At 68.2% G+C, this 18,203-nt stretch carries 16 protein-coding genes and 1 tRNA gene; 6 read left to right on the forward strand and 11 right to left on the reverse strand.

The features are described from left to right. Window positions 1-89 precede the first annotated feature (89 nt). A tRNA-Leu gene (locus ACIOTO_RS16125) sits at window positions 90-172 on the forward strand. Between the two features lie 144 nt (window positions 173-316). Further along, window positions 317-1,657, forward strand: a complete 1,341-nt coding sequence (locus tag ACIOTO_RS16130) for a DUF1254 domain-containing protein (protein WP_400858567.1) — start codon at window positions 317-319, stop codon at window positions 1,655-1,657. 15 nt (window positions 1,658-1,672) lie between these two features. Here the strand turns inward: ACIOTO_RS16130 and ACIOTO_RS16135 are convergent, their stop codons facing one another. Beyond that, window positions 1,673-2,770 (reverse strand): VIT1/CCC1 family protein, encoded by a 1,098-nt coding sequence (locus tag ACIOTO_RS16135; RefSeq protein WP_400858568.1) that lies wholly within the window; start codon window positions 2,768-2,770, stop codon window positions 1,673-1,675. A gap of 145 nt (window positions 2,771-2,915) precedes the next feature. After that, the gene (locus ACIOTO_RS16140; protein ID WP_029263412.1) at window positions 2,916-4,658 is read right to left on the reverse strand and encodes a DEAD/DEAH box helicase; all 1,743 of its coding nucleotides are present in this window, start codon (window positions 4,656-4,658) and stop codon (window positions 2,916-2,918) included. A 148-nt stretch (window positions 4,659-4,806) separates the two neighbouring features. Between ACIOTO_RS16140 and ACIOTO_RS16145 the strand changes: the two genes are divergently transcribed. Next, on the forward strand, window positions 4,807-5,634 hold the full coding sequence (locus ACIOTO_RS16145) for an SGNH/GDSL hydrolase family protein (protein WP_105709914.1): 828 nt from the start codon (window positions 4,807-4,809) through the stop codon (window positions 5,632-5,634). Window positions 5,635-5,641: 7 nt separating this feature from the next. Here ACIOTO_RS16145 and ACIOTO_RS16150 read toward each other — a convergent pair whose 3' ends face one another. Continuing rightward, window positions 5,642-6,442 (reverse strand): TrmH family RNA methyltransferase, encoded by an 801-nt coding sequence (locus ACIOTO_RS16150; protein WP_400858569.1) that lies wholly within the window; start codon window positions 6,440-6,442, stop codon window positions 5,642-5,644. A gap of 115 nt (window positions 6,443-6,557) precedes the next feature. On the opposite strand from ACIOTO_RS16150, the gene ACIOTO_RS16155 reads away from it, so the two are divergent. Further along, on the forward strand, window positions 6,558-7,397 hold the full coding sequence (locus ACIOTO_RS16155; protein WP_105709912.1) for a Sir2 family NAD-dependent protein deacetylase: 840 nt from the start codon (window positions 6,558-6,560) through the stop codon (window positions 7,395-7,397). Beyond that, window positions 7,394-7,981 carry a histidine phosphatase family protein gene (locus ACIOTO_RS16160; RefSeq protein ID WP_029263416.1) on the forward strand — a complete coding sequence of 196 codons (588 nt, stop codon included), beginning with the start codon at window positions 7,394-7,396 and terminating at the stop codon, window positions 7,979-7,981. Before ACIOTO_RS16155 ends, ACIOTO_RS16160 begins: the two co-directional genes overlap by 4 nt. Here ACIOTO_RS16160 and ACIOTO_RS16165 read toward each other — a convergent pair whose 3' ends face one another. From ACIOTO_RS16165 to ACIOTO_RS16185, 5 genes are read right to left on the reverse strand one after another with little or no spacing between them, the layout of a single operon-like run. Further along, window positions 7,982-8,788: a CoA ester lyase gene (locus tag ACIOTO_RS16165; protein ID WP_029263417.1), complete on the reverse strand. Its 807-nt coding sequence runs from the start codon at window positions 8,786-8,788 to the stop codon at window positions 7,982-7,984. It lies immediately after the preceding gene. Continuing rightward, window positions 8,785-9,273, reverse strand: coding sequence for a MaoC family dehydratase (locus ACIOTO_RS16170; protein WP_029263418.1), 489 nt, complete (start codon window positions 9,271-9,273; stop codon window positions 8,785-8,787). Before ACIOTO_RS16170 ends, ACIOTO_RS16165 begins: the two co-directional genes overlap by 4 nt. A 9-nt stretch (window positions 9,274-9,282) precedes the next feature. Beyond that, the gene (locus ACIOTO_RS16175; protein ID WP_400858570.1) at window positions 9,283-10,431 is read right to left on the reverse strand and encodes an acyl-CoA dehydrogenase family protein; all 1,149 of its coding nucleotides are present in this window, start codon (window positions 10,429-10,431) and stop codon (window positions 9,283-9,285) included. A 2-nt stretch (window positions 10,432-10,433) separates the two neighbouring features. Continuing rightward, on the reverse strand, window positions 10,434-12,356 hold the full coding sequence (locus ACIOTO_RS16180; RefSeq protein WP_400858571.1) for an acetyl/propionyl/methylcrotonyl-CoA carboxylase subunit alpha: 1,923 nt from the start codon (window positions 12,354-12,356) through the stop codon (window positions 10,434-10,436). Window positions 12,357-12,361: 5 nt separating this feature from the next. Continuing rightward, the gene (locus tag ACIOTO_RS16185; RefSeq protein ID WP_400858572.1) at window positions 12,362-13,915 is read right to left on the reverse strand and encodes a carboxyl transferase domain-containing protein; all 1,554 of its coding nucleotides are present in this window, start codon (window positions 13,913-13,915) and stop codon (window positions 12,362-12,364) included. Window positions 13,916-14,026: 111 nt separating this feature from the next. On the opposite strand from ACIOTO_RS16185, the gene ACIOTO_RS16190 reads away from it, so the two are divergent. Continuing rightward, complete coding sequence (locus ACIOTO_RS16190; RefSeq protein ID WP_029263422.1) at window positions 14,027-14,635, forward strand: TetR/AcrR family transcriptional regulator; 609 nt, start codon at window positions 14,027-14,029, stop codon at window positions 14,633-14,635. Here the strand turns inward: ACIOTO_RS16190 and ACIOTO_RS16195 are convergent. The 3 genes from ACIOTO_RS16195 to pdhA are packed head-to-tail and all read right to left on the reverse strand — an operon-like array spanning window position 14,628 to window position 18,114. Continuing rightward, window positions 14,628-15,989, reverse strand: coding sequence for a dihydrolipoamide acetyltransferase family protein (locus tag ACIOTO_RS16195; RefSeq protein WP_400858573.1), 1,362 nt, complete (start codon window positions 15,987-15,989; stop codon window positions 14,628-14,630). The genes ACIOTO_RS16190 and ACIOTO_RS16195 overlap by 8 nt on opposite strands. Next, the gene (locus tag ACIOTO_RS16200) at window positions 15,986-16,996 is read right to left on the reverse strand and encodes an alpha-ketoacid dehydrogenase subunit beta (protein WP_029263424.1); all 1,011 of its coding nucleotides are present in this window, start codon (window positions 16,994-16,996) and stop codon (window positions 15,986-15,988) included. Before ACIOTO_RS16200 ends, ACIOTO_RS16195 begins: the two co-directional genes overlap by 4 nt. Before the next feature lie 2 nt (window positions 16,997-16,998). Beyond that, window positions 16,999-18,114, reverse strand: coding sequence for a pyruvate dehydrogenase (acetyl-transferring) E1 component subunit alpha (pdhA, locus tag ACIOTO_RS16205; RefSeq protein WP_400858574.1), 1,116 nt, complete (start codon window positions 18,112-18,114; stop codon window positions 16,999-17,001). Window positions 18,115-18,203: the final 89 nt, after the last annotated feature.

Raw genomic sequence — 18,203 nt, forward strand, 5'->3', positions numbered from 1 at the left:
GAGCCACGCCCGGGCGTACCGCTCGGTTCGAGAGGCCGCGGGGAACGTGGTAATGTCATTCTTCGGTCGGCAACGATCATCCAAAACCTGCGCGGGTGGCGGAATGGTAGACGCGCTACGTTGAGGTCGTAGTGCCCGTAAGGGCGTGGGGGTTCAAGTCCCCCTCCGCGCACAGGTAAAAGAAGGCCCCGGATCCCACAGATCCGGGGCCTTCTTCTTTGTCCGCACGCGACGCGAGGTAACGCACGAGTGACCTCATCCGAGGGGGATGATCTCCTCCCCCTGCACGCGAACGACTCTGGATAGCCTGATCCGCATGACAGCCCTCGATGCCGATCGTTCGACGATTACCCAGGCCTACCTTTACGGGTTTCCGCTCGTGTTCAACCTCGATCAGGTCACGCGATACACGACGACCGGAGTCGGCGCCAACCCCGCCGCCCGGTTCAACACCTTCAGCCACGCTCGGACGCTCGCAGGGCCGGCCGATACGTTCGTCACGATCAACAACGACACGCTGTACTCGATGGCGCAGGTCGACCTCAGTGTCGGCCCGGTCGAGCTGCAGGTCCCTGACACTGCCGGCCGCTACTACGTCCTCCAGTTCGTCGACGCATGGACGAACAACTTCGCCTACGTCGGACATCGCGCGACCGGAACGGGCGCGGGGACGTTCCTCCTCGTTCCGCCGTCCTGGACCGGCGACGCCGGAGATACGGTCGTGATCCGATTCCCGACGACGATCGCCTCGATAGTCGGACGCTGGGCAGTGAGCGGTGATCACGAGCTCCCCGAAGTACACGCACTCCAGGACGCCACGACGCTGACGCCGCGAGATCCTGATGCCGTTCCTGCAGGCCTCGCTGTCCCCGATCCCGACGTACCGGGGAGCGCGCTCTTCCTCGAGAAGCTCCGCGTCTGGTCGCAGCAGTTCCCACCCGCACAGCGTGATCGTCCGTTGCAGGACTCGCTTGCCTCTACGGGGATCGCCGTGCGGGGCGCATCACCCTATGCGTCGATGCCGCTCTCCGACGCCGCGCGCCTGGTCGGCGACATGGACGCCGCCAAGGAGACCCTCCATACGATCCTGACGCACGGCTCCAGCCCGGAGGAGAACGGGTGGAAGCTCACCTTCCACGCCTTCGACTACAACCTCGACTACTTCGAGGTCGGTGCCCTGGATGACGACCGCTTCAAGATGACCGACCCCGAACTACGAATCGCCGAACGCGCAGCTGCCGCGCTCGGCGGTCTATGGGGCAACCACCCGTACGAAGCGGCGTACATCATGACGTACGTCGACGACCGCGGAGATCAGCTCACCGGTGCCCGGACATACACGCTGCGTCTGGACCCCGAGCCGCCCGTGTCCGCCTTCTGGTCATTGACGATGTACTCAGTTCCGGAGTTCTACCTGGTGGAGAATCCCATCGCGCGGTACTCGATCGGCGACAGGACCGCGGGCCTGGTCCGCGATGCGGAAGGCGCTCTCACCATCACGATCAGCCATGCGCGACCCGAAGACGCGACGGCGGCGGCCAACTGGCTTCCCGCCCCGGCCGGAGACTTCCGGCCGGTGATGCGGATGTACGAGCCCGATCCCGCCGTTCTCGACCGCCGCTACACGGTCCCCGCGATCAATCGTGTGGAGGGGTGAGTCCGCGCACGCCCCTTAGGCTGTGCCGACACCGAACACGAGACCGAGCACGTACGTGATGGCTGCGGCGCCGAACCCGATCGCGAGCTGACGGAGGGCGCGGCGCAGGGGCGGGCCGCCCGAGAGGACGCCGACCATCGCGCCGGTGCTCAGCAGTGCGACACCGACCAGGACCAGGGCGACGATGATCGCGGCCGTGCCGTGGAGCCCGAAGATCCAGGGCAGGACCGGGATGATCGCGCCTGAGGCGAACAGCAGGAAGCTCGAGATCGCCGCCGTCCAATCGCTTCCGACGATCTCGTGATCGCCTCCAGCCTGGATGTTCACAGGCCCGGTCGCCGCACGGCTGACGCCCGCCTGCGCCGCCGCGACGATGCGTCGCGCGCGCGACAGCGATTCCTCCTGATCCATGCCACGCGCCCGATACACGAGCGCGAGTTCGTTCTCATCGATGTCGAGGTCGCCGGCTGCAGCATGAGCGTCCTCATTCGCCTCTGTCGCGGCCAGCAGCTCGCGCTGCGAACGCACCGACACGAACTCCCCCGCCCCCATCGACAGCGCGCCGGCCAACAGCCCGGCGATGCCGCTGAAGAGGACGAATCCGGAACTGACCCCGGTCGCACCGATGCCGAGCACCAGCGCGAGGTTGCTCACGAGACCGTCGTTGGCGCCGAAGACGGCGGCGCGGAACGACCCCGAGAGCCGCCTCCGCCCCCGCGCGGCGAGTCCGCGGACGACCTCGTAGTGCACCTTCTCGTCGGCGCGCATCGCCGGGGTCGCGTACTGCTCGGAATCGTAGGGCGAGCGCGCCTCGGCGCTCTGCGCGAGCGCGAGCACGAAGATGGACCCGAAGCGGCCCGCCATCCAGCCGAGCAGCCGGGAGCGGAAGCCGGCGCGCGGCAACCGTGCGGGCTCGGCCCCGAGAAGGTCGAGCCAGTGCTGCTCGTGGCGGCGCTCGGCGTCGGCGAGCCTCAGGAGGATCTCCCGCTCCTCCCCCGTGCGGCGTGCCGCGAGCTTCTGATACACGGCGCCCTCGGCGCGTTCCTCGACGAGGTAGCGGGCCCATCGCTTGCGATCAGCAGGGGTCGGGTCGGCGGCAGCAGGCGCTGGCATGGATCCTCCAGGTGTCCGGTGCCCGATGCGAGGGCAACCGTTCAACGCTAGCCTCGGAGGCTCGACGCGACCGCGCTCAGACGCGGATTGACAGCATTTCGGGGATCCGAAGCACGGCCGCCGAACAAGGCCGGCAGACGATCGCTCAAGAGCGTACGCGCTTGCGCAGGACCTCGATACGCGACTGCAGCTGTGTCACGGTCGCCTGCGCCACCGCCGGTCCGCCGCAGATACGTCGGAGCTCGGCATGCACCGCTCCGTGCGGCTCGCCTCTCTGCCGGGCATAGAGGCCCACCAGACTGTTCAGGAGCTGCCGCTGCTCCTTGAGGGTGCGATGGAGGGGCGGCGGAAGCGTCGTCGTCTCCGTCGGCCCGGTGGACGCCTCGCGCGCCTCTCTCAACCGGGACTGTCGCGACTGGCGCTGCATGAGCAGCTCGTGCACGTGCTCGGGTTCGAGAAGACCCGGGAAACCGATGAACTCCTCCTCCTCGGGGGTGCCGGGCTCAGCCAGCTGGCCGAACTCCTGGCCCTCGAAGACGACGCGGTCGAAGTGCGCGACCGAAGAGAGCGCCTGGTAGCTGAACTCCTGCGTCAGCGCATCCGAAGTCTCCTCTTCGCGGTTGGCGCTTTCGAGCAGGGAGTCGTCGAGTCCGTCTTCTTCTTTGGACTGCCGGTCGAGCGCATGGTCTCGCTGCTTGTCCATCTCGTTCGCCAGACCCATGAGCACGGGCACCTGTGGCAGGAACACGCTGGCGGCTTCGCCCCGACGACGGGCCCGCACGAATCGGCCGATTGCCTGGGCGAAGAAGAGTGGGGTGGACGACGACGTCGCGTACACACCGACCGCGAGTCGCGGTACGTCGACGCCCTCCGACACCATGCGGACCGCGACCATCCAGCGGGAGTCGTTCGCGCTGAACTTCTCGATGCGCTCCGAGGCGGTCGCGTCATCGGAGAGCACGATCGTCGGCTGCTGCCCCGTGATGCTGTGCAGGATCTTCGCGTACGCCCGTGCCACCGTCTGATCGGTGGCGAGTACGAGGCCACCGGCATCCGGCACATGATGGCGGATCTCGGTGAGGCGGCGATCTGCGGCCGACAGCACGGCCGGCATCCACTCGCCTTCGGGATCGAGCGCCGTGCGCCAGGCCTGGGACGTCACATCCTTCGTGTTGTCCTGCCCGAGGTGCGTCTCGAGTTCGTCGCCGGTGGTGGTGCGCCAGCGCATCTTGCCCGCGTACATGTGGAAGAGCACGGGACGCACGACCCCGTCGGCGAGGGCACGGCCGTAGCCGTAGTTGTAGTCGGTGCGCGAGACGCGTGCGCCGGATTCGTCGGGGTGGTACTCCACGAACGGGATCGGCGCTGTGTCGCTGCGGAACGGCGTTCCGGAGAGCAGCAGTCGGCGTTTCGCGGGGCCATAGGCGTCGCGGATGGCGTCGCCCCAGCTCAGCGCGTCCCCACCGTGATGGACCTCGTCGAGAACCACGAGTGTCTTGGCGTCTTCCGTCAGATGCCGATGCACGGACGACTTCGCAGCCACCTGCGCGTAGGTGACGACGGCACCGTGATAGTGACGTGCCGGCGCCCAGTCGCTGTTGCGGAATCGCGGGTCGAGCCGGATGTGCACGCGAGCCGCCGCATCCGCCCACTGTGTCTTGAGGTGCTCGGTCGGCGCCACCACGATGATGCGGTTCACTTCGCCGATGCGCATGAGCTCGACCGCGAGGGTGAGGGCGAAGGTGGTCTTGCCTGCACCGGGTGTCGCCGCGACGAGGAAGTCTCGCTGATCGGCTTCGAAGTACTGTTCCAGCGCCTCCTGTTGCCAGGCGCGCAGCTTGCTTGCGGTTCCCCAAGGGGCACGCTGGGGAAAGGACGGAGAGAGCATCGACTCCACGATAATCGGTGCTGCGGACACTGGCGCACGTGCCGCGCTTCTCGCGCGCGCCCCTCCCTCGGGCCGGCGCGTGCGAGTAGGCTCGGTCACTGCGCTGCGGCCACCGCCGCCTCGGCAGACGTTCGCGAAGGAGAGCTGGATGACCGACCAGGATTCGACTCGGACCCCGTACATCCCCAACGAGACCGCACACCCGTGGCGCCGTTTCGTCGCCACCGGAGACTCGTTCACGGAGGGCATCGGAGACCCGGATCCGGCGCACCCCGGCAGCCACCGCGGCTGGGCCGATCGGGTGGCAGAGGTGCTCGCCGCCCAGGTGGACGACTTCGCCTACGCGAATCTCGCCGTCCGCGGGAAGCTCATCGCGCAGATCGTCGCCGAGCAGATCGAACCGGCCGTCGCGCTGCGTCCCGACCTCGTCTCGATCTGTGCCGGGGGCAACGATGTGATCCGCCCGGGCACCGACCCGGACGCCATCGCGAGTCAGCTCGAGGATGCCGTGGCGCGCCTGTCATCGACGGGAGCGGCCGTCCTCCTGTTCACGGGCATCGACACCGGTTTCACGCCGGTTTTCCGCGCCTTCCGCGGCAAGGTGGCCATCTACAACGAGAACGTCCGCGCGATCGCCGAGCGCCACGACTGCATCGTCGCGGACCAGTGGGCGCTCAAGGTCGTGCAGGACATGCGGTTCTTCGACGACGACCGGTTGCACTACAACGCGCTCGGCCACCACGAGGTCGCACGCATGGCGCTCCGTGCCCTGAACGTCCCGAACGACCTCGAGGCCATGCAGCCCGAGCCGTACCCGTTGCGGACCTGGCGCGAGGCCCGATCCGAAGACCTCGGGTGGGCGCGCGAGCACCTGATGCCCTGGGTGCTTCGTCGACTGCGGCACCAGTCGTCGGGCGACAACCTGGCCGCGAAGCGCCCTGAGCCTTCGCCGATCATCCTTCCGCCGCGGGACTGACCCGGGGTCAGCCCTTCACCGCCCACAGCGCCACGGCTGCTGCAGAGGCGACGTTGAGAGAGTCGACACCACCGGACATCGGGATCGTGACGACGGTGTCGGCGCTGTCGATCACCGTGCGGGAGAGACCGTCGCCCTCCGAGCCCATGACGAGGGCGACGCGCTCGGGGCGGTCGGCGACGTAGGCGTCGAGTGTCACCGCATCGTCGCGCAGAGCCAGCGCTGCGATATCGAAATGCGCGGCATGGAGGTCGTCGACGGCTGTTTCCCAATCGGTGATCCGCGTCCACGGGACCTGGAAGACCGTCCCCATGCTCACGCGCACGCTGCGTCGGTACAGCGGGTCCGCTCCCCCGGGCGACACCAGCACGGCGTCTGCCCCGAGACCGGCTGCCGCACGGAACGCGGCACCGACGTTCGTGTGATCGCCGATGTTCTCGAGGATGAGCACGACGGAGGCGCCGTCGATCACGTCTCGAACCGTCGGCAGCTCCGGGCGGTGCATCGACGCGATCGTTCCACGGTGCACGGCGAAACCGGTCACCGATTCCGCCACATCGTCAGGGACGACGTACACGGGCACGTCGAGATCGCCGACGATTCCACGAATGTCCTCCACGCGGCGCTCCTGCACCAGCACAGAGCGCGGACGATGCCCGGCTGCCACCGCACGGGCGATGACCTTCGTCGACTCCGCGATGTACAGCCCGCCCGCCGGTTCACGGATGGTGCGCAGCGCCGTGTCGGTGAGCCCGCGGTAGTCGTCGAGGCGCGGATCGTCGGCATCGGTCACAGGCACCAGTCGCATGCGTCCCACTCTGCCACTGCTCGCACCCCCGCTCCGACGCACCGTGCGCCGTCGACGAGCTGCTCGCTGAGTCCGTCGCATCTCGCCACGCCGTAGACTCGCTCGAGGAGGTCCTGTGAGCGTCTCGAACACCGCCGAGCTGTCGGCCGCCATCGCCCACGCCGCCGAGCTGCTGCGTGACAGGCGCATCGCCCTCTTGACAGGCGCCGGCATCTCCACTGACTCGGGGATACCCGCGTACCGCGGAGAGGGCGCCAGAACCCGCAGCGACCCGATGACGATCCAGACCTACTTGGGCGACGAGGCGGCACGACGACGTTATTGGGTCGGCGGCCACCTCGGCTGGCGTGCTTTCGCGCGAGCAGAACCCAACGCCGGTCATCTCGCCGTCGCACAGCTTGAGGCTGCCGGGAACGTCTCGGGCGTCATCACCCAGAACGTCGACGGACTTCATCTGCGCGCCGGGAGTTCGCACGTGATCGAGGTTCACGGCACGATGCGTCGCGTCTTCTGCCTGCAGTGCGGCCAGGTCTTCGATCGCCGTGACATCGCGGTGCAGATCGAGGAGCGAAACCCCTGGATCACCATTCCGGAGAATGTGGCACTCGCCCCAGACGGCGACGTCCTCCCCGAATCCACCGAGGGGTTCATTGTCCCGGTGTGCACGGTGTGCGGCGGGATGCTGAAGCCCGATGTCGTCTTCTTCGGAGAGTATGTCCCGCTGGACCGCTTCCGTGCGGCAGAGTCGCTGCTTCGCTCCAGCTCCGCCCTCATCGTCGCCGGCTCCTCGCTCGTCGTGAACTCCGGCGTGCGGCTGGTCGAGCGGGCCCGACGCCGCAACATCCCTCTGATCATCGTCAACCGCGAGCCGACGCGTGCGGATGCCTGGGCCGATGTCACCATCGCCGCAGGCACCAGCGACGTGCTCCCCGCACTCCAGGAACTTCTCTCGTGACCCACCTCACCCTCATCCGCCATGGCCAGACCGATTGGAACCTCGCTCGACGAATCCAGGGTTCGACCGACATCCCGCTGAACGAGACCGGGCGAGAAGACGCGCGGAGGGCAGCCGAGACCCTCGCCGCCAGCACGCATCACGCGGTGTACACCAGTCCGCTGCTGCGCGCCAAGGAGACGGCCGAGATCATCGCCGACAGGCTCGGGCTCGAGGTGGTCGGTGTCATTCCCGACATCCGGGAGCGCGAGTTCGGCGACGGTGAAGGCATGCTCGTCGAGGACTACATCTCGACGTACGGTGACTGGCACGCCGAGGTTCCGGGCGCGGAGTCCCTGGAGCAGGTCGGCGAGCGTGCCATCGCTGCGCTCCACGCGATCGCCCGTGAAGCGCGGCGCCGCTCGGCCCCGCAAGCGGAATCGGTGCTCGTGGTGGCACACGGCGGCGTCATCCGCGCTGTGATCGATCATGTCTCCGGCGGGACGCTTCCCCGCGACGGGGAGGTCCTGCGCAACGGGTCCGCACACCGCTTCGTGGCGGCACCCGGTTACCTTCGACTCCTCGAGGAGTCGAAGGTCCTCTGATCAGCTGACGCGGGTGACGACCGATCGCGCGTGCCGAAGCACCGGTTCGTCGATCATCCGTCCCTCGAAGCGGAACACGCCGCGTTCCGTGGCCGCAGCCGCGAGCACCGCCCGCGCCCAAGTCACCGCACCGTCGTCCGGCCGATACGCGGCCCTGATCGCCGACACCTGGTTCGGATGGATGCAGGCGGTGGCATGGAACCCCGAGGCCGCAGCGTCCATCGCCTCGCGTTGCAGCCCCTCGGCGTCGTCGATGTCGATGTGCACCGCGTCGATGGCCGCCTTGCCGTGGGCGCCGGACTCGAGGAGGACACGAGCACGGGCATAGCGGGCGATATCCCGATAGCCGCCCTCAGCATTCCGCGACGAGGTTCCGCCGAGAGACGCCACGAGATCCTCTGCGCCCCACATCACCGCGGTGACCAGGGGGTGCGCGGCGATCCGGTCGGCCGCATGGATGCCGCGCGCGGTCTCGCACAGGGCGATCAGCGAGTACCGCTCGTCGAACGCATCGAGACACTCGGCGCTCTCCGTCTTCGCCACCATCACCGTGCGGAAGTCCGTCTCGGCGAGTGCGTCGAGGTCGGCCGTGAACGCTTCGGTGCCCGGAGCGTTCACGCGCACGATAACCCGCTCGGCGTCGATGTCCGCATCGATCACGTTCCGGCGCGCCACGGCCTTCGCCTCCGGGAGTACGGCATCTTCGAGGTCGAGGATGATCGCGTCCGCCCGGTCCTGAGCCTTGCGGAAGCGCTCCGGACGGTCCGCGGGGCAGAACAGCAGGGCCGGTCCGAGTTCGAAAGTCACTTCGCGACTCCTTCCGGGAGGCAGTGGACGAGAACCGACCTCACTGCGGTCGCCACGACCGTCTCGTCCTGATTGCGTCCGGTGTGGGCGATCTTCACGATGCCCTGACCCGGGCGTGAGGACGACAGCCGTTTGTCGACGATGACGCTCTCGGTATAGAGGGTGTCACCGGCGAACAGCGGGTGCGGGAAGACGATGTCGCCGAACCCGAGCTGTGCGACCAGCGTGCCCTGCGTCAGCTGCGCGACCGAGGCGCCGACCATCGTCGACAGCGTCCACATCGAATTCATGAGCCGCGCACGGAACGGGTCCTGCGCATCGGCGAACGCCGCATCGAGGTGCAGCGCCTGCGTGTTCATGGTGAGCGTCGTGAACAGCACGTTGTCGGCCTCGGTCGCCGTGCGGCCGGGGCGGTGCAGGTAGCGGGCGTCGAGCACGAACTCCTCGTAGTACAAACCCCTCTGAAGGATGTCGTGGGTGGTCATGGGGCCACGCTACCCGGCGAGTCCGAGTCCGCGCGCGATGACGAGGAGCTGCACCTCGGTCGTCCCCTCGCCGATCTCGAGGATCTTCGAGTCGCGGTAGTGGCGAGCGACCGGGAATTCGTTCATGAACCCGTTTCCCCCGAAGATCTGGGTGGCGTCCCTCGCATTGTCCATCGCGGCCTCCCCGCCCACGAGCTTGGCGATCGCTGCGGCCTCCGCGAACGGCTTCCCCGCATCCCGCAGTCGCGCCGCGTGATGCCAGGCGAGCCGCGCGGTGTGAACGCGCGCCCGCATACGGGCCAGGGTGAACTGAGCATTCTGGCGTGTGCTCAGCGCTGCGCCGAAGATCGTCCGGCTCTTCGCGTATTCGACCGCCGCCTCCAGACACCCCTCGGCCGCGCCGGTGGAGAGGGCGGCGATCGCGATGCGACCCTCGTCGAGGATGCTGAGGAAGCTCCGGAAGCCGCTCCCCCGCTCCCCCAGCAGGTTCGTCGCCGGAACCCGCGCTCCGTCGAACGTCAACGGGTGGGTGTCCGAGGCGTTCCACCCGACCTTGTCGTAAGGAGCTTCGACCGTGAACCCGGGAGTGCCGTTCGGGACGATGATCGTGGAGATCTCCTTGCGCCCGTTCTCGTTCCCGGTCACCGCAGTGACCGTGACGAAGCGGGTGATTGGAGTTCCCGAGTTGGTGATGAACTGCTTGGAGCCGTCGATCACCCACTCATCGCCCTCCAAACGCGCGGTCGTCCTGGTCGCGCCAGCGTCGCTTCCGGCTTCCGGCTCGGTCAGGCCGAAGCCCGCCAGCGCGCGCCCCGCGAGCAGATCGGGAAGCAGCTCCTGCCGCTGTTCCTCGGTGCCGAAGCGGTAGATCGGCATGGCACCGAGGCTCACTCCTGCTTCGAGTGTGATCGCGATCGACTGGTCCACCCGCCCCAGGGCCTCGATCGCGATGCCCAGCGCCATGTAGTCACCGCCCTGACCTCCGTACTGCTCGGGGAACGGCAGGCCGAACAGGCCGAGGTCACCCATCTGCGAGACGACCTCCATCGACAGCGTGTGCGTGCGGTCGGCCTCGTACGACTGCGGTGCGACCACCGTCTCGGCGAATTCGCGCACCATCGCGGCGAGCTCGCGCTCCTCCTCTGACAGGTCTTCCATGTTCAGCTCTCCTCTGTCGTCACGCGGGCGACCGGTTGGTCGCGCCGCACCTGATCGCCCACCGCGACCAGCAGATGCACCACACCGTCGTGGGGTGCGAGCACCTGGTGCTCCATCTTCATCGCCTCGATCGCGACGAGCGGGTCGCCGGCCGACACCGGATCCCCGTTCGCGACGAGCACGGCCACGACGCTGCCCGGCATGGGCGCGCGCCCCTCGGGCTCGGTCGCTGCCGCCCCTGACTCGCGCTGAGCGAGACGGTGGAGCATCCTGCGCCGCCTGTCGAGCGGACGCAGACGCACCGTGCGGCCGCTCTCGGACACCCAGACCGCGCCATCTCCGTCCATCGCCGCGTGCACCGCCCCGTTCGGAGCGGATACGTCCGCTGCACCGAGTTCAACCACTTCGTCGTCATCCGTGAGGGCCGCGAACGTCGCCTCCGGCACGGCCGCGGCACCCAACCGCCACCCCGGACGATCCCGCCAGAGCGCGCTCGTTCGCAGCGGTTCGCTTGCTCCGGTCGCCGACATCTTCCTCGCCGCAGCCAGCTGAGCGGGAGACGGGCGCTCCGCTTTCCAGGGCAGCAGCGTCTCGATGAGCCCGGTGTCGAGATCGCCCGCGACCACACGCTCGTGACGGCAGAGGGTCCGCAGGAAGGCCACGTTGGTGTCGACCCCGAGCACCACCATGCGTGCGAGAGCCTCATCGAGCCGTGCCAGGGCGGCTCCACGATCGTCAGCGAACGCGATCACTTTCGCGATCATGGGGTCGTAGAACCCGGTCACCTCACTCCCCGTCTCGACGGCGGAATCCACGCGCACGCCGGGCGGTGGATCGAACAGGAGGATCGTGCCCGTCGAGGGCAGGAAACCGCGCTCGGGGGACTCCGCATACACACGCGCTTCGACGGCGTGCCCTCGCAGTCGCGGCGTGACGTCCAGCGGAAGCCCGTCGGCCGCACGGAGTTGAAGCGCCACCAGGTCCAGACCGGTGACCTCTTCGGTGACGGGATGTTCCACCTGAAGGCGTGTGTTCATCTCGATGAAGAAGGCCTCGTCCGGCGCGTCGGCGTCGATGAGGAACTCGACCGTGCCCGCGCCGACGTACTGGACGCTCTCCGCCGCCAGCACGGCCGCCGAGAGCAGCCGCTCCCTCGTATGTGCGGGGATGCCAGCCGACGGTGCCTCCTCGATGACCTTCTGATGACGACGCTGCAGCGTGCACTCGCGCTCGCCGAGGGCGATGACCGTTCCGTGGGCATCGCCGAAGACCTGCACCTCGATGTGCCGTGGGCGACGGATCAGGCGCTCCAGGATGAGCGAGTCATCTCCGAAGGCGGCTGACGCGACCCGACGAGCCGAGGCGAGCGCTCCGCGCAGCCCCGCAGCGTCGGAGACGATCTCCATGCCCTTTCCTCCGCCACCTGCACTGGGCTTGACCAGCAACGGGTAGCCGACGTTCTCCGCCTCCTCGGCGATCTCGAGGTCGGAGAGGCCTTTGGCGTCGAAGCCCGGAACGACAGGCACGCCGTAGCGCAGCACATGCTCGCGGGCGCGGGCCTTGTCTCCCATGATCTGCAGAGCGTCGACGGAGGGGCCGATGAAGACGACGCCGCTCTCGGCGCAGGCCTCGGCGAGACCGACACTCTCGGAGAGGAACCCGTAGCCGGGATGGATCGCCTGTGCACCGGTGCTGCGGGCCGCGGCGATCACCGCATCGATGTCGAGGTAGGACTCGACGGCGGGCGCGGGACCGATCCGCACCGCCAGATCCGCTTCGCGTACGTGGGGCGCGGACGCATCCGCATCGCTGTACACGGCGACGCTGCGGATCCCGAGGGTGCGGAGAGTGCGGATGACTCGACGGGCGATCTCGCCACGATTGGCGACGAGGACGGTGTGGAAGGAAACGGTCGGTGATGACATGGCACTCACATCCGGAAGACGCCGAAGCGCGGTTCGGGCAGCGGACTGCGGGCGACGACGTCGAGCGCGAGCCCGAGCAAGTCGCGGGTCTGCGCGGGATCGACGATGCCGTCGTCCCACAGCCGTGCCGTGGCGTAATAGGGCTCGCCCTGGCGCTCGTACTGCTCGCGGATGGGTGCTTCGAACTCGCCACGCTCCTCGGTGCTCCATGACTCGCCACGCGCGGACAACTGGTCTTCCTTGACCGTGGCGAGCACTGATGCGGCCTGCGTTCCGCCCATCACAGAGATGCGGCTCGCAGGCCAGGTCCAGAGGAACCGCGGTGAGTACGCCCGTCCGCACATCGAGTAGTTGCCCGCCCCGAACGAACCACCGATGATGACGGTGAGTTTCGGCACCCTCGTACTCGCCACGGCCGTGACCATCTTCGCGCCGTCCTTGGCGATGCCGCCTGCCTCGGCATCGGAGCCCACCATGAACCCCGTGATGTTCTGCAGGAACAGCAGTGGTATCCCCCGTTGATCGCACAGTTCGATGAAGTGCGCTCCCTTGAGTGCGGATTCGCTGAACAGCACGCCGTTGTTCGCCACGATACCCACCGGATGCCCATGGAGTCGGGCGAACCCCGTGACCAGGGTTGTGCCGTACTCGGGCTTGAACTCGAGGAACGTGTCGCCGTCGGCGAGGCGCGAGATGACCTCACGCACGTCGTACGCGGCGTTCACGTCGACGGGAACGGCGTCGTACAGGCTTGACGGCTCGGCGGGCGGGCGGCTGCTCAGGACCTCCCATGCGGGTGCCGCGGGCGGCGGAAGAGTGGCGACGATGTCGCGCAGGATCTCGAGCGCGTGCTCGTCGTCCTCCGCGAGATGGTCGACGACACCGCTCCGCCGTGCGTGCAGCTCGCCCCCGCCGAGTTCTTCGGCGGTCACGACCTCGCCGATCGCTGCCTTCACCAGCGGCGGCCCGCCGAGGAAGATCGTTCCCTGACCGCGCACGATGACCGTCTCGTCGCTCATGGCAGGCACGTAGGCGCCACCTGCGGTGCAGGAGCCCAGGACCGCGGCAAGCTGCGCAATCCCCTCGGCCGACATCCGCGCCTGATTGAAGAAGATCCGCCCGAAGTGCTCGCGATCGGGGAACACCTCGTCCTGTTTCGGCAGGAACGCTCCCCCCGAATCGACCAGGTACAGGCACGGCAGCCTGTTCTCGAGCGCGATCTCCTGGGCGCGCAGGTGCTTCTTGACCGTGAGGGGAAAGTACGTGCCACCCTTCACCGTCGCGTCATTGCAGATCACCATGACGTGGCGACCGTGAACGAGTCCGATGCCGGCGATGACTCCGGCGCCGGGAGCGTCTCCCCCGTACAGACCATCGGCGGCGAGCGGGGCGACCTCGAGAAACGGGCTGCCCTCGTCGAGCACCCGCGCGACGCGATCTCGGGGCAACAGCTTGCCCCGAGACACATGGCGTTCACGGGATGCGGTCGGTCCCCCGCGCGCGGCTACCATGAGGCGCTCGCGCAGCTCCTGCGCCAGGGACTCCTGCGTTGCGGGCATCGTGATGTCCTCCTCGACTCACGTCCGCGCGGGCGACGCCCTGGCGCGGTGCAGGCATATTCGGTTAGTGTGCACTAACCCGTTGATTCAGGTTAGCGAGGATTAACTGAGATGACAAGCCCGGTCACCGCCCGAGACCGCGCAAAGGCCGAACGGTCTGATGCGATCCTGCACGCCGCCGCACGCCTCTTCGCCGCGCGCGGATACAGCGGCGTGAGCCTGGAAGACATCGGCGCCGCCGTCGGCGTGTCCGGCCCGGCTGTCTACCGACACTTCGCCGGCAAGCAGGCATTGCTCGGCGCGGTTCTCGTCAAAGTCAGCGAGGACTTGATCAACGGCGGGCGGCGGGTGGCGGAGAACACCCCGAGCCCGGATGAGCGGATGCACGGGCTCATCACCTTCCATGTCGATTTCGCCCTCGGGAACGCCGAGGTGATCCAGGTGCAGGACCGCGACGTCGCCCACCTGTCCGAAGCGGATCGGGCAGCCGTCCGGCGGCTGCAACGCGCGTACATCGACCTCTGGATGGACGCCCTCGCGCCGCTACACACCGCGGGCGCCGGCGGAGCGGACCAGGAAGAGCTCCGCCTTCGAGTCCAAGCCTGCTTCGGCCTCATCAATTCCACGCCGCACAGCACGCGTGCGGCAGCACGGCGACACTCCGCCACCGCGACCGTGCTGGTCGCGATGGCGGACGCCGCACTTCGCGCGACTATCTGAGAAGCATCGCCCGGCCCGGCTCCTCGAGGATGTCCGCGACGTCCTTGAGGAACCGCGCGCCTTCCGCGCCGTCGACGAGCCTGTGGTCGAACGAGAGGCTGAGCGTCATCACCTGACGGAGGGCGATCTCTCCGCGGAACTCCCAGGGCTGACGACGCACGGCGCCGACCGCGAGAATCCCGGATTGGCCGGGCGGGAGGATGGGTGTGCCGGCATCGACGCCGAACACCCCGATGTTCGAGATCGAGAAGGTGCCTCCGGCCAGCTCCGCCGGCGAGGTCTTCCCCGAACGCGCGACCTCGGCGAGAGCTCTCACCGCGCCCGCGAGTTCCACCAGAGTCAGCCGCTCCGCGTCGCGGATCATCGGCACGATGAGTCCGCGATCTGTCGCGGCCGCGATCCCCAGGTCGACGTAGTGGTGCTGGACGATCTCGCCGGCAGCCTCGTCCCACCGGGAGTTGAGTCCGGGGGTGCGTCCGAGCGCGAGGCACACGGCCTTCGCCACCACTGCGAGTGGTCCGATCCGATGCTCGCTGAGTGAGCGATCGTCTCGAAGGCTCGCAAGGAGGTCCATGGTCGCCGTCACGTCCACCGTGTGGAAGACGGTCACGTGAGGTGCCGTGAAAGCGCTCTGGACCATCGCCGCGGCCGTGTGCTTGCGGACTCCGCGAATCGGTACGCGGGTCTCACGCGCCCCGTCGCCGGAAGCACCGGGCGTGAACGGCGACGACGGGGCGGCGACGGGGACGTCAGCCGTGGCCTGACTGCGCGCTCCTACCCTTTCGGCGTAGGCGTCGACGTCAGCGCGAGTGATCACCCGGTCTCCGACCTCTGCGGCCACCAGCACCAGGTCGATCCCGAGACGCTTCGCGTGTGCACGGACCGGAGGCGTCGAGCGCGGCCGCTCCACCACGGAGTCGACCGCGGACGATGGCGTGGCGTCGTGCGGCGCAGCCTCGAGCACCGCTGTGTCGACAACCGCCGGTACCGCTCCGCTGCGACGTGCGCGACGGGCCGGTCGTCCGGTCGCGGTGGGGGCAGCGCCGTATCCGACGAGGTTCGGCTGAGCCTTCTCGGCCGCCTCCGGCATCGGCGCGGATGTGGTCTCCTCTTCACCGACGACCTCGAAGTCGATCAGTGCCGCCCCGACGGCGACCGTCTCGCCTGCTTCCGCGTGGAGGGTTGCCACCGTGCCTTCGTACGGCGACGGCAACTCGACCACGGCCTTCGCGGTCTCCACCTCGGCCAGTGTCTGGTTGAGGGCGACCGAGTCCCCCGGGGCGACCAGCCATTGCACGACCTCGGCCTCGGCCAGCCCTTCTCCGAGGTCGGGAAGACGGAATTCCGCGATCATGCTTCTGCTCCCGTCAGGCTGTTCGGCCGATCCAGTACCCGATCGACGGCGTCCAGCAGCCGGTCGAGATCAGGAAGGTGATACTTCTCGAGCTTCGCCGGCGGGTACGGCACGTCGTGGCCGGTCACCCGCAACGGTGCCGACTCCAGATACTCGAAGCAGCGCTCCGTGATGCTCGCGATCACCTCGGCCGCGACACCGGCTTCACGAGATGCCTCGTGTGCGACCACGACCCGTCCGGTCTTCCGTACCGACGCGGCGACCGAGTCGTAGTCGACGGGCGAGAGCGAGCGCAGATCGATGACCTCCAGGGATGTCCCTTCGTCCTCCGCGGCTTCCGCGGCCTGCAGGGCGGTGGAGACCATCGCCCCATAGGTGATCAGCGTCGCATCCGTCCCTGCCCGCACGACGCGCGCCAGTCCCATCGGCGGCGCGTCCGCGAGGGGAGCTTCGAGGTCGACGTCCCCCTTGTGGTGGTAGAGCCGCTTCGGCTCGAAGAAGACCACAGGATCATCCGACGCGATCGCCTGACGCAGGCTCCGGTATGCGTCTTCGGGGTTCGACACCGCGATCACGCGGATGCCTGCCGTATGCACGAAATACGCCTCGGGCGACTCCGAGTGATGTTCCGCCGCGCCGATGCCTCCTGCCCAGGGGATCCGGATCGTGATGGGCATCTTGACCCGGCCCTGTGTGCGGTAGTGGAGCTTCGCGACCTGGGCGACGATCTGGTCGAAGGCGGGATACACGAAGCCGTCGAACTGGATCTCGACGACAGGACGATAACCGCGGAAGGCGAGGCCCACGGCTGTGCCGACGATGCCAGACTCGGCGAGCGGAGTGTCGATCACTCTCGCTGCTCCGAACTCGTCGAGAAGCCCGTCGGTGATGCGGAAGACACCACCGAGCTTGCCGATGTCCTCGCCCAGGAGCACGACCTTGTCATCGTCGCGCATGGCCTGCCGCAGGCCGGCGCCGAGCGCCTTTCCGAGAGTGAGCTCGGTCATGTTCACGCCTCGCTCTCGAAGGAGGCGAGGTACGCCGCATACTCGCCGCGCTGACGCTCGAGGCCCGTGTGGGGTTCGGCGTAGACACCGTCGAAGACCGCGAGCGGCGGACGCGTGACCATTCCGAGGCACGCAGCACGCATCTCCTTCGCGACCGCGTCGGCGGCGGCCTGAGTCTCGGCGACGTGCTCGTCGGTGAGGTCACCGCTGGCCCGGAGGTGCGCCTCCAGTCGTGCGATCGGATCGCGTCGTCGCCAGGACTCGAGCTCCTCCGCGTCGCGGTAGCGCGTCGGGTCGTCCGCCGTGGTGTGCGGCCCCATGCGATAGGTCACGGCTTCGATGTAGGCGGGGCCCTTGCCGGAGCGTGCATGCTGCAACGCCCAGCGCATGGCGGCCATGCATGCGAGCACGTCGTTCCCGTCGACACGGAGGCTCGGGATGCCGAATCCCGGAGCCCGACCCGCGATCGGGAACTGCGATTGCACGGCGACCGGCTCGGAGATCGCCCAATGGTTGTTCTGGCACACGAAGACCACCGGCGCCTGGTACGACGCCGCGAAGATCATCGCCTCGTTGACGTCGCCCTGGCTGGTCGCTCCGTCGCCGAAATAGGTCACCGCGACCTCGTCCGCACCGTCGCGCTGGATGCCCAGGGCGTATCCCACCGCGTGCAGCGTCTGTGCGCCGATGATGATCTGCAGAGGCGCGACGCCCAGCGCTGCAGGGTCGTAGGCCGCGCCCTCTTCTCCTCGCCACATGCGCACGTAGTCGCCGGGCTGAGCGCCGCGTGCGTAGATGACCCCGGTCTCCCGGTAGCTGGGGAACACGTAGTCCTCAGGAGCGAGTGCCCGCGCGGTCCCGATCTGCGTCGCCTCTTGCCCCTGGCACGGCGCCCAGAGGCCCAGCTGTCCCTGGCGTTGCAACGCGACGCCCTCGGCATCGATGCGGCGCAGGATGATCATGTCGCGCAGCAGCGACCGCAGCTGCGCAGCATCCACGTCGGCGACGAAGGGATCCAGTCGAGGGTTCGACACACGGCTCCCGTCAGGAGCCAGGATGCGTTCGGAGAGTTCGAGATCCTGGGCGGTGTCTGCGATGGGGGTGATCTGCGGTGACATCGTCGTCCTCCTCGTCGGCGGCCCTCGTGAGGCTCCGCGCGTTGACGCCGGCGTCATCACCGGCATGCTCTGAGGGTACGTCCACTGAA

This window comes from Microbacterium sp. NPDC087592, assembly GCF_044743585.1.
Classification (GTDB): Bacteria; Actinomycetota; Actinomycetes; order Actinomycetales; family Microbacteriaceae; genus Microbacterium.

Excerpts from the sequence above, each read along its gene's own strand:
- pdhA (WP_400858574.1), bottom strand. The coding sequence starts at position 18,114 with ATGTCACCGCAGATCACCCCCATCGCAGACACCGCCCAGGATCTCGAA.
- ACIOTO_RS16130 (WP_400858567.1), top strand. The coding sequence starts at position 317 with ATGACAGCCCTCGATGCCGATCGTTCGACGATTACCCAGGCCTACCTT.
- ACIOTO_RS16195 (WP_400858573.1), bottom strand. The coding sequence starts at position 15,989 with ATGATCGCGGAATTCCGTCTTCCCGACCTCGGAGAAGGGCTGGCCGAG.
- ACIOTO_RS16200 (WP_029263424.1), bottom strand. The coding sequence starts at position 16,996 with ATGACCGAGCTCACTCTCGGAAAGGCGCTCGGCGCCGGCCTGCGGCAG.
- ACIOTO_RS16190 (WP_029263422.1), top strand. The coding sequence starts at position 14,027 with ATGACAAGCCCGGTCACCGCCCGAGACCGCGCAAAGGCCGAACGGTCT.
- ACIOTO_RS16185 (WP_400858572.1), bottom strand. The coding sequence starts at position 13,915 with ATGCCCGCAACGCAGGAGTCCCTGGCGCAGGAGCTGCGCGAGCGCCTC.
- ACIOTO_RS16140 (WP_029263412.1), bottom strand. The coding sequence starts at position 4,658 with ATGCTCTCTCCGTCCTTTCCCCAGCGTGCCCCTTGGGGAACCGCAAGC.
- ACIOTO_RS16180 (WP_400858571.1), bottom strand. The coding sequence starts at position 12,356 with ATGTCATCACCGACCGTTTCCTTCCACACCGTCCTCGTCGCCAATCGT.
- ACIOTO_RS16170 (WP_029263418.1), bottom strand. The coding sequence starts at position 9,273 with ATGACCACCCACGACATCCTTCAGAGGGGTTTGTACTACGAGGAGTTC.
- ACIOTO_RS16175 (WP_400858570.1), bottom strand. The coding sequence starts at position 10,431 with ATGGAAGACCTGTCAGAGGAGGAGCGCGAGCTCGCCGCGATGGTGCGC.
- ACIOTO_RS16150 (WP_400858569.1), bottom strand. The coding sequence starts at position 6,442 with ATGCGACTGGTGCCTGTGACCGATGCCGACGATCCGCGCCTCGACGAC.
- ACIOTO_RS16135 (WP_400858568.1), bottom strand. The coding sequence starts at position 2,770 with ATGCCAGCGCCTGCTGCCGCCGACCCGACCCCTGCTGATCGCAAGCGA.
- ACIOTO_RS16145 (WP_105709914.1), top strand. The coding sequence starts at position 4,807 with ATGACCGACCAGGATTCGACTCGGACCCCGTACATCCCCAACGAGACC.